This is a genomic window from Micromonospora ferruginea (assembly GCF_013694245.2).
GTDB lineage: Bacteria > Actinomycetota > Actinomycetes > Mycobacteriales > Micromonosporaceae > Micromonospora > Micromonospora robiginosa.
Genome location: NZ_CP059322.2, coordinates 4602354 through 4618024 on the forward strand (window position 1 = coordinate 4602354; position 15671 = coordinate 4618024).

The 15671-nt window shown below is 73.1% G+C and carries 13 protein-coding genes; 7 read left to right on the top strand and 6 right to left on the bottom strand.

The genetic code is table 11. The annotated features are described in order from the left end of the window. The first annotated feature begins 14 nt into the window (after positions 1-14). A complete protein-coding gene (locus tag H1D33_RS19975; protein WP_181571699.1) occupies positions 15-230 on the top strand; it encodes a winged helix-turn-helix domain-containing protein in 216 nt (71 codons plus the stop codon). On the opposite strand, the gene H1D33_RS19980 is transcribed toward H1D33_RS19975, so the two are convergent. Continuing rightward, the gene (locus H1D33_RS19980) at positions 224-1264 is read right to left on the bottom strand and encodes a S66 family peptidase (RefSeq protein WP_181571698.1); all 1041 of its coding nucleotides are present in this window, start codon (positions 1262-1264) and stop codon (positions 224-226) included. The genes H1D33_RS19975 and H1D33_RS19980 overlap by 7 nt on opposite strands. A gap of 51 nt (positions 1265-1315) precedes the next feature. Between H1D33_RS19980 and H1D33_RS19985 the strand changes: the two genes are divergently transcribed. Beyond that, a complete protein-coding gene (locus H1D33_RS19985; protein ID WP_181571697.1) occupies positions 1316-2350 on the top strand; it encodes a hypothetical protein in 1035 nt (344 codons plus the stop codon). A 124-nt stretch (positions 2351-2474) separates the two neighbouring features. Then, entirely contained in the window at positions 2475-5261 is a 2787-nt protein-coding gene (ppc, locus tag H1D33_RS19990; protein WP_181571696.1) for a phosphoenolpyruvate carboxylase, read from the top strand. A 69-nt stretch (positions 5262-5330) separates the two neighbouring features. Here the strand turns inward: ppc and H1D33_RS19995 are convergent, their stop codons facing one another. Continuing rightward, positions 5331-6125 (bottom strand): hypothetical protein, encoded by a 795-nt coding sequence (locus H1D33_RS19995; protein ID WP_181571695.1) that lies wholly within the window; start codon positions 6123-6125, stop codon positions 5331-5333. 54 nt (positions 6126-6179) lie between these two features. Between H1D33_RS19995 and H1D33_RS20000 the strand changes: the two genes are divergently transcribed. Next, positions 6180-7358, top strand: coding sequence for a DNA recombination protein RmuC (locus tag H1D33_RS20000; RefSeq protein WP_181571694.1), 1179 nt, complete (start codon positions 6180-6182; stop codon positions 7356-7358). A gap of 148 nt (positions 7359-7506) precedes the next feature. Beyond that, on the top strand, positions 7507-10812 hold the full coding sequence (locus H1D33_RS20005) for a S8 family serine peptidase (RefSeq protein ID WP_181571693.1): 3306 nt from the start codon (positions 7507-7509) through the stop codon (positions 10810-10812). A 61-nt stretch (positions 10813-10873) separates the two neighbouring features. On the opposite strand, the gene H1D33_RS20010 is transcribed toward H1D33_RS20005, so the two are convergent. Next, on the bottom strand, positions 10874-11278 hold the full coding sequence (locus H1D33_RS20010) for a hypothetical protein (protein ID WP_181571692.1): 405 nt from the start codon (positions 11276-11278) through the stop codon (positions 10874-10876). A 37-nt stretch (positions 11279-11315) separates the two neighbouring features. After that, positions 11316-12302, bottom strand: coding sequence for a 4-hydroxy-3-methylbut-2-enyl diphosphate reductase (locus tag H1D33_RS20015; protein ID WP_181571691.1), 987 nt, complete (start codon positions 12300-12302; stop codon positions 11316-11318). 69 nt (positions 12303-12371) lie between these two features. Here H1D33_RS20015 and xseA point away from each other — a divergent pair, with 69 nt between their 5' ends. Together xseA and H1D33_RS20025 are read left to right on the top strand one after the other, a co-directional pair. Further along, positions 12372-13628 (top strand): exodeoxyribonuclease VII large subunit, encoded by a 1257-nt coding sequence (gene xseA / locus H1D33_RS20020; RefSeq protein WP_181571690.1) that lies wholly within the window; start codon positions 12372-12374, stop codon positions 13626-13628. A 13-nt stretch (positions 13629-13641) separates the two neighbouring features. Next, positions 13642-13854 (top strand): exodeoxyribonuclease VII small subunit, encoded by a 213-nt coding sequence (locus H1D33_RS20025; protein WP_181571689.1) that lies wholly within the window; start codon positions 13642-13644, stop codon positions 13852-13854. Positions 13855-13906: 52 nt separating this feature from the next. On the opposite strand, the gene H1D33_RS20030 is transcribed toward H1D33_RS20025, so the two are convergent. Both H1D33_RS20030 and H1D33_RS20035 read right to left on the bottom strand, forming a co-directional pair. Next, complete coding sequence (locus H1D33_RS20030) at positions 13907-14743, bottom strand: hypothetical protein (protein ID WP_181571688.1); 837 nt, start codon at positions 14741-14743, stop codon at positions 13907-13909. Between the two features lie 90 nt (positions 14744-14833). After that, complete coding sequence (locus H1D33_RS20035; protein WP_181571687.1) at positions 14834-15517, bottom strand: DUF4245 domain-containing protein; 684 nt, start codon at positions 15515-15517, stop codon at positions 14834-14836. Between the last annotated feature and the right edge of the window lie 154 nt (positions 15518-15671).

Genomic DNA, 15671 nt, shown 5'->3' on the forward strand with positions numbered 1-15671 from the left:
CCCCGAGAGTCACCGTGAACACACCCAAGTACGAGCAGGTGGCGTCGGCCATCCGCAATCAGATCCAAGCGGGCACCTTGAAGCCAGGTGATCAGCTACCCACGACGCAGGGGCTGATCGAAACCTATGGCGTCTCCTACGGATCGGTCCGCACCGCCCTGCTGATCCTCAAGGCCGAGGGGCTTATCGAGGGTCGACAGGGCGAGGGGGTGTTCGTGCGCGGTCAGTAGCGCACCGCGATCCGCCGCTCGACCGCGTCGACGCGGATCTCCCCGCCGTACGGGACGATCACCTGCGGGTCGGTGTGACCGAGGTCGACGTCGAAGACCACCACCGAATCGTCGGCGTACGGGCCGATCGCCCGCCGGACCGCCGCCCGCTGCTCCTCGCCCCAGGCAACCCGCTCCGCCACCGACAGCGGCCGGTCGAAGTGCCACGCCTTCGGTCGGCCCACCACGATCGCCGGGAAGCCGGCGAGCAAGCCACGCTCGCCCAGGTTGCGCAGCATCCGGAAGACCTCCTCGGCCGGCGGCATCTCCTCCGACGTCTCCACCAGCAGCACCGAGCCGGCCAGCTCGGCGGCGGGCGGCACCCGGTCGGCGGCCGCCAGCCAGTGCAGGATCTCCAGGTTGCCGCCCCAGGTGCGGCCCTGCACCACCCGGGCCGGACCGTGCCAACGCCAGCCCTCGCCCGGCAGCATCGGCGGCTCCCCGGTCAGCGTCGCCGGGTCGTGCCAGTCGAGCGTCTTGTCGCCCCACTCGGCGGCCGGGCTGAGGTCGTACCAGCCGGAGGTGAACAGCGCGGCGCGCAGCGAGTCGATGGTCAGCGGGTGGGGCTTGCCGGGCCGGCCGAGGTGCACCAGCACCGAGCCGCCGTGGTAGCCCACCATCCCCAGGCGGTGCAGGTGGTTGAGCACGTTGGTGTTGTCGGAGTAGCCGAAGTAGGGTTTCGGGTTTGCCCGGATCACCTCGTCGTCGAGGAACGGGATGACCGTGATCAGGTCGTCGCCGCCGATGGTGGCGAGCACCGCGGTGATCGTCGGGTCGGCGAACGCGGCGGTCAGGTCCCGGGCCCGGTCCCGCGGGTCGGCGCCCATCCGCCGGGTGGTCGGATATTCCACCGGCTCCAGCCCCAACTCGTCGCGGAGCCGGCGCAGGCCCAGCTCGTACACGTGGGGGAAGAGACCCGGCAGGCCGGCGGAGGGTGAGACGACCGCGACCCGGTCACCCGGTCGTGGCTTGGCGGGGTAGCGCGGCGGCGTCATGATCCGACGCTATCGGCCCGCACCAGCGATTTCCGGCCATAGGCTGGGGCCGTGGACGACGAGCCGGAGCTGCGGACCCGGGACTGGCTGCCCCGCACGGCGGCGCTGGTGCTCGGCACCCTGGCGCTGGCCAGCGCGTTCATCGCCGCCTACGTCGGCGCGCTGCACAAGCCGGACCCGAAGGACGTGCCGGTCGCCGTGGTCAGCAGCGACCAGCAGGCCCAGGCCGTGATGTCGGCCGTCCGCGCCCGCACCGACACGATCAAACCGGTCCGGTACGACAGCCGGGACCGCGCCGTCGACGGCCTGAACGACCGATCGGTGTACGCGGTGCTCGGCTCCGCCCCCGGCGGCCTCACCCTGACCACGGCCAGCGCCGGCGCGCCCGCCGCCACCGAACTGGTCACCGACGTGTTCACCCAGGCCGCCCAGCAGGCGGGCGTGTCGCTCCAGGTCACCGACGAGGTGCCGGTCTCCGGCGGCGACCCGCGCGGCCTGGTCCCGTTCTACCTGGCGGTCGGCGTGGTGCTCGGCGGCTACCTGGCCTCCACCGCGCTCGGCATCTCACTCGGCACCAGTCCGCGCGGGCTGCGCCAGGCCGGGTTGCGGACCGCCACGCTCGCGGTGCACTCCGCCCTGCTCGGTCTCATCGGCGCGGTGCTGGTCGGACCGGTGCTGGACGTCTTCCCGCACGACGTGGGCACCATCGCGGTGGTCGGCGCGCTGGCCGCGTTCGCGGCCGGCATGGTCGCGGCGGCCGTGCAGGCGTGGCTCGGGCTGCTCGGCACCGGCATCGTGATCCTGCTGCTGGTGGTGCTCGGCAACCCCGGCTCCGGCGGCATCTACGCGCCCGAGTTCCTGCCCGCGTTCCTGCGCGGCATGCACCGCTGGAACGTGCCGGGGCTCGCCACCGACCTGCTCAAGTCCGCCATCTACTTCGACTGGCGCGGCGGCGGCTGGGCGCTGACCGGGCTGGTGGTCTGGGTGGTCGTCGGCCTGGCCGGGCTGTTCACCGCGACCCTGATCCGGGCCCGCCGGCGGGCCGCGCGGACCGCTCCGGGACGGCGCGTCGCCGCCGAGGGGTGAGCGGCCGGCGCGTCCCAGAGTGCAGATCATCACGCCGTCCCCCTCCTGCCGTCGGGGCTCACGCGGATACCATCCAGGGGAGTCGGACAGCGCTGTCCTTCGTCCTCGCGTAAGGAGCGCACCCGTGACCGACCAGCACGACCACGACGGCCCCGACGCCGCTCTCCGGGCCGACATCCGCCGCCTCGGCACGCTGCTCGGGCAGACCCTGGCCCGGCAGGAAGGGCGCCCGCTGCTCGACCTGGTCGAGGAGATCCGCGCCCAGGTCCGCTCCGACGCGCCGGCCGCCGCCCAGCGCCTCGCCGGGCTCGACGTCACCACCGGCACGAAGCTGGCCCGCGCCTTCTCCACCTACTTCCACCTGGCGAACATCACCGAGCAGGTGCACCGCGCCCGCGACCTGCGCCGCCGCCGCGCCACCCACGGCGGCTGGCTGGACCAGGCGGCCAAGATGATCGCCGAGCGCGGCGTACCGGCCGAGGAGATCGCCGCCGCGGCCCGGCGGCTGGCCGTCCGCCCGGTCTTCACCGCCCACCCCACCGAGGCGGCCCGCCGGTCCATCCTGTCCAAGCTGCGCGCGATCGCCGACGAGCTGGACGCCGAGACCACCAACGCGATCCTCTACGGCGCCAGCGACGAGGGCCCGGCCAACCGCCGCCTCGCCGAGCTGCTCGACCTGATGTGGCAGACCGACGAGCTGCGGCTGGACCGGCCGGACCCGACGGACGAGGCCCGCAACGCCATCTACTACCTGCGCGACCTGCACGCCGAGGCCGCCCCGCAGGTTCTCGACGACCTCGCCGACACGCTGCGCACGCTCGGGGTGGAGACGTCGCCGACGGCCCGCCCGCTGACGTTCGGCACCTGGATCGGCGGTGACCGCGACGGCAACCCGTTCGTCACCCCCACGGTCACCCGCGAGGTGCTGCGGATCCAGCACGAGCACGGCATCGAGGCCACCGAGAAGGCGATGGACGAGCTGATCAGCGAGGTCAGCGTCTCCCGCCGGCTGCGCGCCGTCTCGCTCGACCTCTCCGCCAGCCTGGCCAAGGACCTGGACGCGCTGCCCGAGGTGGCGCCCCGGTTCCGCCGGGTCAACGCCGAGGAGCCCTACCGGCTCAAGGCCCGCTGCGTGAAGGCGAAGCTCGCCAACACCCGGGAGCGGCTGCGCGCCGGCACCGGCCACGTGCCGGGCCGCGACTACCAGGGCGCCACCGAGCTGATCGCCGACCTGGAGCTGCTGCGCGCCTCGCTGGCCCGCAACTCCGGGCAGCTCACCGCCGTCGGGCGGCTGGCCTCCACCATCCGTACGCTCTCCGCGTTCGGGCTGCACCTGGCGACCATGGACATCCGGGAGCACGCCGAGAAGCACCACGAGGTGCTGGCGCAGCTCTACGAGGCGGTCGGCGAGGTCTCCGACTACCCGTCGCTGAGCCGGCTGGAGCGCACCAAGCTGCTCGCCGACGAGCTGACCGGCCGCCGGCCGCTCTCCACCCAGGACAGCCCGCTCACCGAGTCGGCCCGCAAGACGTTCGACGTGTTCGGCGCGATCCGCGAGGCGCAGGACCGGTTCGGCCCCGAGGTCATCGAGTCCTACATCATCTCCATGACGCTGGGCGTGGACGACGTGCTCGCCGCGGTCGTGCTGGCCCGCGAGGCCGGCCTGGTCGACGTGCAGAGCGGCCGGGCCCGGGTCGGCATCGTGCCGCTGCTGGAGACGCCGGCCGAGCTGAACTCCGGCGGTGAGCTGCTGGACGAGCTGCTGTCGCTGCCGGCCTACCGGGCGTTGGTCGCCGCCCGGGGCGACGTGCAGGAGGTGATGCTCGGCTACTCCGACTCCAACAAGGAGGCGGGCATCACCACCAGCCAGTGGTCGATCCACCGGGCCCAGCGCGCGCTGCGTGACGTGGCCGCCCGGCACGGCGTACACCTGCGGTTGTTCCACGGCCGGGGTGGCACGGTGGGCCGGGGTGGCGGTCCCACCCACGAGGCGATCCTGGCCCAGCCCTACGGCACGCTGGACGGCGCGATCAAGGTGACCGAGCAGGGCGAGGTCATCTCCGACAAGTACACGCTGCCGGCGCTGGCGCGGGAGAACCTGGAGCTGACCGTGGCCGCCGTGCTCCAGGCCACGCTGCTGCACACCGCGCCCCGGCAGCCGGCCGAGATGCTGGAACGCTGGGACGCGGCGATGGACGTGGTCTCGGAGTCGGCGTTCCGGTCCTACCGGTCCCTGGTCGAGGACCCGGACCTGCCGGCCTACTTCTGGGCGTCCACCCCGACCGAGCTGTTGGGCGCGCTGAACATCGGCTCCCGGCCGGCGAAGCGGCCGAACACCGGTGCCGGCCTGTCCGGCCTGCGGGCCATCCCGTGGGTGTTCGGCTGGACGCAGACCCGGCAGATCGTGCCGGGCTGGTTCGGCGTGGGCTCCGGGCTGGCCGCCGCGCGGGAGGCGGGCCTCGCCGACGTGCTCGCCGAGATGAACCGCAACTGGCACTTCTTCCGCACGTTCCTGTCGAACGTGGAGATGATGCTGACCAAGACCGACCTGAGCATCGCCCGCCGCTACGTGGAGACGCTGGTCCCGAAGAAGCTGCACCCGATCTTCGCGAAGATCGAGGAGGAGTACGAGCTGACCAAACGCGAGGTGCTGGCGATCTCCGCCTCGCCGGCGCTGCTGGAGAACTCGCCCGTGCTGCAACGCACCCTGGCCGTGCGGGACACCTACCTGGAGCCGCTGCACCACCTCCAGGTGGCGTTGCTGTGGCAGTACCGCGAGTCCGGCGCGGCCGGGCGGGCGGTGGCCACCGCGCCGGGCGGCCGGCGCGCCCCGAACGACGGCACCGCGCTGGAGCGGGCGCTGCTGACCACGGTCAACGGCATCGCCGCCGGCATGCGCAACACCGGCTGAGGTGTAAGGAGGGGCCCCCGCTTAACGCATTCTGCATAGGCGGGGGCCCCTTTTAACACCTGCGCGGGGTTACCAGTCGCCGCCGCCGAAGTCGCCGCCACCGAAGTCGCCGCCGAAATCTCCCCCGCCGCCGAAGTCGCCGCCGGCGTAGTCGCCCTGGCCGCCGAAGTCGTTGCCGCCCTGGTCGCCGTAGTCCTGGCCGTCGCCGAACCCGTCCTGGAAGCCCTCCTGGTAGCCGGACTCGTAGCCGTAGCCCGGGTCGGCGAACGCGGGCGAGAAGAGCGCGTCCGCGATCAGCATGCCGCCGAGCACCCCGGCGCCCGCACCCAGCGCGGTCTTCCACCACGGCGTGGAATACCAGCCGGCCGGCACCGGCCGGCCCTGCATGTGACCGCCGGGGTAGTAGTAGGGCGTCCGGCTGCCCGGCTGCGGCCCGGCCCGGAACGTCTGGCCCTGCACGGCGACCTCACGCTCCTTGGTGAGCATGCCGGCGCCGCGGGCGGCGGCCAGCGGCGGCAGCTCCGGGCCCGGGTCGATGCCCATCGCCGTACGCGCCGCCCGGATGTACGCCAGCCCCTCCAGCGCGGTCTCCCGCGCCAGCGCGAACTGGTGCGTGGTGCGCGCCTGCTCGAGTTGCGAGCCGGCCGCGTTGTAGCGCTCGCCGGCGTCGGCCAGCGCCTGCCGGACCGCCGGCTGGTCGCCGTGCAGGTTCATCAGTTGGCCGCCGAGCCGCTCGTACCAGCGCTGCGCCTCGGCGCGGGCGTCCGCCAACTCGTTCGCCTGTCGGGACCTGCTCCCCCACCGCCAGAACACCAGCGCACCTCCGAGCATCAGCACCAGGAACAGCCACAGGGCAACTTCCATGACTCGAACGTACCCAGCGAGCGCACGTCGTACCCGTTTGGCAAGCTCTCTGGCATGAGCTTCTCGACGCTGGCCGTGGTGGTGCTCTGCCTCGCCGCGGGCGGCGCGGTCGGCTGGCTGGCGGCCCGGGCGCGCGCCGCGGCCGACGTGGCCCGGCTGGAGGCGACGCTGGCCGCCACCCGGGCGGGTGAGGGGCGGCTGGAGCAGTCCATGCGGGCGCTCAGCTACGAGGCGACCGCGCAGTCGCAGGAGGCGGTGGCGCGCGCGGTGGCGCCGCTGCACGACACGCTCCGCCGCTACGAGCAGCGCGTCGCCGAGCTGGAGCACGACCGGGTCGACGCCTACGCCGAGCTGCGCGAGCAGGTCCGCTCGATGAGCACGGTCTCCGGTGAGCTGCGCACCGAGACCAAGCAGCTCGTCGCCGCGCTGCGGGCGCCGCAGGTGCGCGGCCGGTGGGGCGAGCACCAGCTCCGGCGGATCGTCGAGGCGGCCGGCATGCTGGAGCACTGCGACTTCGACGAGCAGGTCACCGCCGCCACCGACCACCAGGGGGTCCGCCCCGACCTGGTGGTGCGGCTGCACGGCGGGCGTTCGGTGGTGGTCGACGCGAAGGCGCCGTTCGACGCCTACCTGACCGCGATGGAGGCGCGCGACGAGCGCGGTCGGGACACCCAGCTCGACGCGCACGCCCGGCACCTGCGGGCGCACGTGGACAGCCTGTCGGCCAAGTCCTACTGGGCCGCGTTCGACCAGACGCCCGACTTCGTGGTGCTGTTCGTGCCGGCCGACCCGTTCCTCGACGTGGCGTTGCAGCGCGACCCGGCGCTGCTGGAGCACGCGTTCTCCCGCAACGTGGTGCTGGCCACGCCGGCCACGCTGGTGGCGTTGCTGCGCACGGTCGCCTACTCGTGGCGGCAGGAGGCGTTGGCGCGCAACGCCGCCACCGTCCACTCGCTGGCCCGCGAGCTGTACGCGCGGCTCTCCACGCTGGGCGACCACGTGGGCAAGCTGGGCAACTCGTTGGGCGGCGCGGTGACGGCCTACAACCGGGCGGTCGGTTCGCTGGAGTCCCGGGTGCTGGTCAGCGCCCGCAAGCTGGCCGAGCTGGGCGTCTCCGGCGACGAGCTGGCCGCCCCGGCGCAGGTGGAGCTGGCGCCCCGGCAGCCGCAGGCGCCGGAGTTGCTCGGCTCGCCGTCCACATCGGCCGAACGGTCACCGGGTCTCGACGTCTAACACGACCAGCACGTCGACACCGGCCGATTATTGTCACGGAGCGGTCACAAAGCCGCCCCCGTTAGTGACACACGCCGTCCGAACACGAAGGATCTGCGTCACACCCGCCCTGCCCCAGCAAGGGCCCTGTTCTCTGGAGGAAGAGAACGTGAGTCAACCCCGCAGTCGGAGCCGGCGTCCCTCCGCCGTGCTCTTCGCCTCGGCCCTCGCGGCCGGCGCCATGACCGTCGGGGGTGGCGCCGCGACCGCGAGCGCGGCCCCCGCCACTCCCCAGCCCTCGCTGCCGACCGCGGCGAAGGCCCTCGGCGCCCACGACGCCAAGCTGCTCGACGCGGCGGAGGCGAAGCACGCCCCGACCGTCACGATGATCATCGCAGCGAAGAAGGGCTCGGCCAAGAAGGTCGCCGACGGCCTGGCGAGCCTCGGTGCCACCGTCACCCAGCGGTACGACCAGGTCGGCTACGTGCTGGCCAAGGTGCCGACGGCGAAGGCGCTCAAGGCCGCCACGCTACCCGGCGTCGCCGCCGTCGACCTCGACGAGACCATCAAGCTCCCCGACCCGGCCCCGGAGGCCGCCCCGAACGGCGCCAAGGCCGCCGAGCAGGGCGAGACGCTGGCCGGCCCCGGCGGCGACACCGGCGCGGTCAACCCGTACATGCCGACGAACGAGACCGGCGCGGAGGCGTTCAAGGCCGCCCACCCGGAGTGGGACGGCCGCGGCGTCACCATCGGCATCATGGACTCCGGCGTGGACCTCGACCAGCCGGCATTGCAGAAGACCACCACCGGCGAGCGCAAGATCGTCGACTGGGTCACCGCGACCGACCCGCTCGAGGACGCCACCTGGCGCGCGATGATCACCGAGGTGAGCGGGCCCACGTTCACCACCGGCAGCGGCGCCTCGGCCCTGACCTGGACCGCGCCGGCCGGCACCTACCGGTTCAACACCTTCCGCGAGTCCATCACCGCGGGCAGCGACCCGGCCGGTGACGTCAACCGCGACGGCGACACCACCGACTCCTGGGGCATCCTCTACAACCCGGCCAACGGCGACATCCGGGTGGACGTCAACCAGAACCGCGACTTCACCGACGACGAGGTGATGCGGCCCTACAAGGAGAAGTTCCAGGTCGGCCACTTCGGCACGGACAACCCGGCCACCGCCGTACGCGAGCAGATCCCGTTCGTGGTCGAGTTCCGGCGCAACGTCGACACCACTCCGGTCGGCGGCCCCGGCCTGGTCGACTACGTCAACATCGGCATCATCGAGAGCACCCACGGCACCCACGTCGCCGGCATCACCGCCGCCAACGACATGCTGGGCAACAGCGCCTTCGACGGCGCCGCCCCCGGCGCCAAGCTGGTCTCCGCCCGGGCCTGCTCCTGGGGCGGCGGCTGCACCGCCGCGGCGCTCACCACCGGCATGGTCGACCTGGTGGTCAACCGCCGGGTCGACGTGGTGAACATGTCGATCGGCGGCCTGCCGGCGCTGAACGACGGCTCCAACGCGCGGGCCGTCCTCTACAACGACCTGATCAACACGTACGGCGTGCAGCTCTTCATCTCGGCCGGCAACTCCGGCCCGGGGCTGAACACGGTCGGCGACCCGTCGGTCGCCACCGACGTGGTCAGCGTCGCCGCCAACATCAGCAAGGACACCTGGCTGGCCAACTACGGCTCGGTGGTCCGCAAGGAGAACGCGCTGTTCAACTTCTCCTCCCGCGGCCCGCGTGAGGACGGCGGCTTCAAGCCGAACATCTCCGCCCCCGGCTCGGCCATCTCCACCGCGCCGACCTGGCAGGCGGGCAACCCGGTGCCCGAGGCGGGCTACCCGCTGCCCCCGGGCTACCAGATGCTGAACGGCACCTCGATGGCCTCCCCGCAGGCCACCGGCGCCGCGGCGCTGCTGCTGTCGGCCGCGAAGGCGACCGGCACCGGGGTCACCCCGGCCGCGCTGCGTCGGGCCGTCTACACCTCGGCCAAGCCGATCGCGGACGTCCCGACGTACGCGCAGGGCTACGGCATGTTCAACGTGCCGGGCGCGTGGACGCTGCTGGCCAACGGCGTGCAGACCCGCACCTACACCTCCGAGGCCGCGGTCTGCACGGAGCTGTCGCCGAACCTGACCCGCTACGACCGGAACTCCGGCACCTTCGTGCCGAACCCGAACGTGGGCACCGGCATCTACAACCGCTGCGCCGCCGACCGGGGCGGGCAGAAGGTCAAGGAGAGCCGCACCTACGAGGTCAAGCTGACCCGGACCAGCGGCCCGAACAAGGGCGTCAAGCACCTGGTCGGCCTGCGTGGCAACGACGGCACCTACAGCGCCCCCGCCGAGGTGTGGCTGCCGCTGAACAAGACCGTCACGGTCAAGGTGAAGGCCAAGCCGATGACCGTCGGCGCGCACGGCGCGATCATCACCGTCGACGACCCGGCCACCTCGGTGGTCGACTTCGAGGTCGCCGCCGTGGTGGTGGCGTCCAACGCGGTGACCGCTCCGGCGTACTCCTACTCGGCCGAGGGCTCGGTCGACCGGAACAGCTTCACCTCGTACTTCGTGACCGTTCCGCAGGGTGCGGGCGCGCTCCAGGTCAACCTGTCCGGTATCGCCACCGGCTCGCAGACCCGGTTCATCGCCATCAACCCGTACGGCGTCCCGGTGGAGAGCACCGCGAGCACCGCCTGCTACACCAACTTCTCCGACGCCGCCGCCTGCAAGCCGCAGGAGCGGGACTACCAGAACCCGATCCCGGGTGTCTGGGAGATCGAGGTGGAGGCGCGTCGCACGTCGCCGGCGCTGGACAACCCGTTCCAGCTCCAGGCGCGGGTGCAGGGCGTGAAGGTCGAGCCGGCCGTGGTCCAACTGCCGTCGGTGACCGCCGGCACGCCGACCTCGGTGAGCTGGGGCCTGACCAACACGTTCGGCCCGGTCCGGGTGACCGGCGTCGGCGGGCCGCTGTCCAGCGTCCGCGCCGAGCGGCCGACCATCACCGAGGGCGCCACCCAGGAGTACACGGTGGACATCCCGGCCGGGACGACCTCGTTCTCGGCCCGGATCGGCAACACCGCCGACCTGGGCGCCGACCTGGACCTGTACATCTTCCGCGGCACCACCGAGGTCGGCCGGTCGGCCGACGGCGACTCCGAGGAGGCCGTGACGCTGACCAACCCGGTCGCCGCCACGTACCGGGTGGTCATCGAGGGCTACGCGGTCGCCGCGGGCGGCTCGGCGTACGACTACCGGGACTCGTTCGCGTCCCCGGCGCTGGGCTCGCTCTCCGCGCCGGCCACGCCGCTGTTCCTGGCGAACGGCGCCACCGCGACCCTGACCGGTTCGGTGACCGCGCTGAGCGCACCGGCCGCCGGCCGGGAGCTCTTCGGTGACCTGGCCGTCACCACCGTCGAGGGCGCGGTCGTCGGCCGCGGCTCGGTGGAGATCAACGCGGTGAACTGAACCACCCGGCGTCACCCAGGAAGCCCGTCTCCCCTCGGGGGAGGCGGGCTTCCGCCTGTGGTCAGGCGCGGCGGGCGGACTCCACCACGAACGGGGTGCCCTGCTGGCAGGTGGTCATCAGGCCCGGCTCGGGCCGGCCGGTGACCTCCACCTTGGCGCCCGCCTTGAGCAGGTCGCGCGGGCCGCCGACCAGCAGGTGGTCGTCGAGCAGGAGGCAGTTCGGCTCGACCCCGGCCCGGATGGTGCCGCTGATGGTGGTGCCACCGACCCCCGGCGGCGTCGAGGCGCCGCCCTTCCACGTCGGGTTGGGCCGGCTCGGGCTCGCGCTCGGCACCGGGTCGGGCTGGCCGGTCGTCGGGACGGCTCCGCTCGGGCTGGGGCCGGTGGGCTCGTCGTCCGGGCCGGCGCAGGCGGTCAGCGCGGCGACGGCGAGCAGGGCGACGAGCACCGTCCGAGGAGTCTTCATGTCGGTTGGACGCGCGGGGCGGCCGATCCGTTCCCGGTCAGCCGCGGGCCGCGGCGGCCTTCATGTCGCGCTTCAGCTCCTGCGGCAGCGAGAAGGTGAGCCGCTCGTCCGCGGTGGTGATCTCCTCGACGTCGGCGAAGCCCCGCTCGGCCAGGTGCGCGAGCACGTCCTGGACCAGGTCGTCCGGCACGCTCGCGCCGGAGGTCAGGCCCACCGTGCGGGCGCCGGCGAGCCAGGCGTCGTCGATCTCGTGGGCGAAGTCGACCAGGTGGCCGGCGCGGGCGCCGGCGTCCAGCGCCACCTCGACCAGCCGGACCGAGTTGGAGGAGTTGCGCGAGCCGACGACGATCACCACGTCGCACTCCGGGGCGATCTCCTTGACCACGTGCTGGCGGTTGGACGTGGCGTAGCAGATGTCGTCGCTGGGCGGCGACTGGAGCAGCGGCAGCCGCTGCTTGAGCCGGGCCACCGTCTCCAGCGTCTCGTCGACCGAGAGCGTGGTCTGGGAGAGCCACACCACCTTCTCCGGGTCACGCACGGTGACCTGGTCGACGCTGTCCGGGCCGTCGACGAGCTGGATGTGGGCGGGGGCCTCACCGGCGGTGCCGATGACCTCCTCGTGCCCCTCGTGACCGATGAGCAGGATGTCGTAGTCCTGCTGGGCGAACCGCCGGGCCTCGTGGTGCACCTTGGTGACCAGCGGGCAGGTGGCGTCGATCGCCTTGAGCGACCGCTCCTTCGCCTGCTCGTAGACCTCCGGGGCGACGCCGTGGGCGGAGAAGATCACGGTGGCGCCCTCCGGCACCTCCTCGTTCTCCTCCACGAAGATCGCGCCCTTGGCCTCCAACGTCCGCACCACGTGCTTGTTGTGCACGATCTCCTTGCGGACGTAGATCGGCGCGCCGTAGAGCTTCAACGCCTCCTCGACGGTCTGCACCGCCCGGTCCACGCCCGCGCAGTAGCCGCGGGGCTTGGCCAGGAGCACGCGCTTGCCGGTCCGGGGAGTGGTCTCAGCGTCAGTCACCCGACCATGGTACGTGCGCCGGCAGCGCCCTGCCCCGGGCTGTCGGCGCCGGGCCGTAGGGTGGGCGGCGTGAGCGCGGGTGAGGTGGGGCGGAGCACTCCCCAGGAGCGGAGCACGACCCCGGAGCGGAGCACCGCCGAGGAGCCGTGGCCGGTCCGGGTGGTCAGCCAGAAGGTCGGGGCGTGGATCGCCCGGCTCGGCTGGGTCTGGGTCGACGGCCAGGTGGCGCAGATCAGTCGCCGCCCCGGCGCCTCCACCGTCTTCCTGACCCTGCGTGACCCGTCGGCCGATCTCAGCCTGACCGTCACCACCAACCGCGACGTGCTCGACTCGGGCGCGCCGGAGCTGCGCGAGGGCGCCCGGGTGGTGCTGCACGCCAAGCCCGAGTTCTATGCCGCGCGGGGCTCGCTCAGCCTGCGCGCCGACGAGATCCGCCAGGTCGGCCTGGGCGAGCTGCTGGCCAGGCTGGAGAAGCTGAAGAAGCTGCTCGCCGCCGAGGGCCTGTTCGACAGGTCCCGCAAGCGGCGGCTCCCGTTCCTGCCCGGCCGGGTGGGCCTGGTCACCGGGCGCGCCTCGGCGGCCGAGCGCGACGTGCTGACCAACGCCCGGCGCCGCTGGCCGGCGGTCGACTTCCGCACCATCAACGTGGCGGTGCAGGGGTCGGCCGCGGTGCCCGACATCGTGGCCGCCCTGAAGGTGCTCGACGCCGATCCGGCGGTCGACGTGATCGTCATCGCCCGGGGCGGGGGCGGCATCGAGGACCTGCTGCCCTTCTCCGACGAGGCGCTGTGCCGGGCGGTCTTCGCCTGCCGCACGCCGGTGGTCAGCGCGATCGGCCACGAGACCGACGCGCCGCTGCTCGACTACGTGGCCGACGTGCGCGCCTCCACCCCCACCGACGCCGCCAAGCGGATCGTGCCCGACCTGACCGACGAGGTGCGCCTCATCGGGCAGGCCCGGTCCCGGCTGGAGCGGGCCGTGCGCCACCTCGTCGACCGGGAGCAGCACCGGGTGGACCTGCTCCGGTCCCGCCCGGTGCTGGCCCGCCCGCAGGTGATGGTCGACCAGCGGGCGACCGAGGTCACCGCGCTGCACGACCGCGCCGGCCGGTGCCTGGAGCACCGGCTGACCGCCGCCGCCGACGACCTGCGCCACACCCTGGCCCGGCTGCGCGCCCTCTCCCCGGCGGCCACGCTCGACCGCGGCTACGCCATCGTGCAGCGCGGCGACGGCCACGTGGTCCGCGCGGCGTCCGAGGTGGCCAAGGGCGATCCACTGCGGGTACGCCTCGCCGAGGGCGAGCTGACCGCCACCGTCGACGGCTGATGGAATGGGACCGATGACTGAAGCGACCAAGAACGAGCAGCTCAGCTACGAGCAGGCGCGCGCCGAGCTGGCGTCGGTGGTGGAACGCCTGGAGGCGGGCGGCACCTCGCTGGAGGAGTCGCTGGCCCTGTGGGAGCGGGGCGAGCAGTTGGCCGGCGTGTGCCAGCGCTGGCTGGACGGCGCCCGGGCCCGCATCGACGCGGCCCGGCAGCGCCCCGAGGAGTGACGCACCCCGGCGGCGCTCACGGCCTCCGGGGTGCGTCGACGAACGGTCGCGCTCAGTTGAACAGGTTGTAGAGCTCCTTCGGCGCCTCGACGACCTGGTCGGCCGGGGGCTTCGTCGCGGCGGCGGCGCTCCCGTAGTCCGAGTAGGTGATCTTCACGTCCTGGGCGGCGCTCTGGCCGGCGGCCGGGATCTTGAGCACCAGCTCGCTGAGCCGGCCCTGCGGGTCGACCTTGGCGGTGAACGGCACCGACTGGGCCTGCGCACCGAGCGCGGTGATCACGGCCGGGTCGAGCGAGCCGGCCTCGGCGGCCTTCGACACGTCGACGGTGCCCTCGAAGGCGCCCTCGCCGGTCTGCCGTACGTCGGTGACGCCCTGGGTGAGGATGGCGCTGCCGGCCGGGTCGACCTTATCGAAGTCGAAGCCCAGCGCCCGGTTGCCCTTGATCCGGTTCTGGTCGAGGTGCTGGTACTTGCCGGTGTTGATGTTCTTCACGCCGGGGATCTGCGCCGCCGCGGTGCCGCCCAGCTCCAGCTTGACCCAGCTGTCCGGCTTGGCGTGGATGAGGTCCAGCTTCATCATCAGGTCCGACGACGGGTCGCCGATCGTCATCCGCATCTCGGCGCTCTGGCTGGGCTCGTGCACCTGCCCCTCGGCGGTGGAACCGGCGCCCGTCATGGCGAAGCGGAAGTTGCCGTCCCGGATCGCGTTGGTGGAATCGAGCAGCGCCTGCTTGGCCGCGCTGCTGGACGCCGACGCGCTGGGGGCGACGCTGCCGGAGGCGCTGGGCGTCGCGGAGGCGTCGGAGGTCCCGTTGCCGTTGCAGGCCGCCAGGCCGGGAATGAGCAGCGCCGCGGCGAACGCGGTGGCGCTGAAGCGTCGTATCTTCACGTCAACCTCTCCAGGTGGGTCGTCCGGGCTCGTGTCCCTTCTGTTCCCTGAAGCGGCGTTCCGCAATCCCGGTCACCCGATGGCGGGACGTCAGCGCAGCGAGGTGGCGAGCTTGCGCAGCTCGGCCTCCCGCGCGTCGCCGACCACGATCACCGTGCGGTTCGGCTCCAGCAGGACCAGCGCCTGCTCGTTGCCGCGGGCGGTGTACCGCTGCCAGCTCAACCCGTCGGGCAGGTCGGCCGGGCCCTGCGGCTGCCCGTCGCTCAGCTCGGCCGGCAGCAGCTTCTCCGCTCCGACGTTGCTCTCCACGAGCTGCGCGCCGCGCCCCTCGGGAGTCACGTAACCGATCCGGAGCGTCGCGCCGTCCGCCGCGGTCTGGAAGCGGGCGTTGACCGTACGCCAGTCGTCGCCCAACCCGGACGGCGCGGCGACCGGGAAGGCGTTGGCCGAGCGGGCCTGATCCAGGGCGGGCGCCGGGTCGACGGTGACCGGCGAGTCGCCGCCCAGGAAGCCCCGGTAGAAGGCGATCAGCAGCGCGATCGGCACCAGCAGGATCAGCAGCGACAGCACCATGTCCTTGGGCGACCGCTCGGAGCGGGCCTTCTCCCGGCCGGCCGGTGGGGCCGGGTGGTCACCCGCGTCCGTGGCCGGCTCGACCAGCGCGGGCGGCCCGTCGGGCGGTGGCGTCGGGTCGGCGCCGGGCCGCACCGGCGGCTGCCCGTCGGGCGGGGTGGCGTCGGGCGGTACGCGGTCGGCAGGCTGTGCGGGTTCCACCCGGCCATTGTCGCAGCCGCACGGGTGAGGTGATCCTGGCCTCCTCCGCCCCGCCGGGGCGGCGAACCTGAGATCGTGTGAGGATCAGCGACAAAACCGGCGGCGGCGACGGCCGCACTCCCGCCGGTCCACCCCGCAACGTCGCGAGGAGGAG

Coding starts and splice junctions, on each gene's coding strand:
- H1D33_RS19980 (WP_181571698.1), bottom strand. CDS start 1,264: ATGACGCCGCCGCGCTACCCCGCCAAGCCACGACCGGGTGACCGGGTC.
- H1D33_RS19995 (WP_181571695.1), bottom strand. CDS start 6,125: ATGGAAGTTGCCCTGTGGCTGTTCCTGGTGCTGATGCTCGGAGGTGCG.
- H1D33_RS20000 (WP_181571694.1), top strand. CDS start 6,180: ATGAGCTTCTCGACGCTGGCCGTGGTGGTGCTCTGCCTCGCCGCGGGC.
- H1D33_RS20010 (WP_181571692.1), bottom strand. CDS start 11,278: ATGAAGACTCCTCGGACGGTGCTCGTCGCCCTGCTCGCCGTCGCCGCG.
- H1D33_RS20025 (WP_181571689.1), top strand. CDS start 13,642: ATGACTGAAGCGACCAAGAACGAGCAGCTCAGCTACGAGCAGGCGCGC.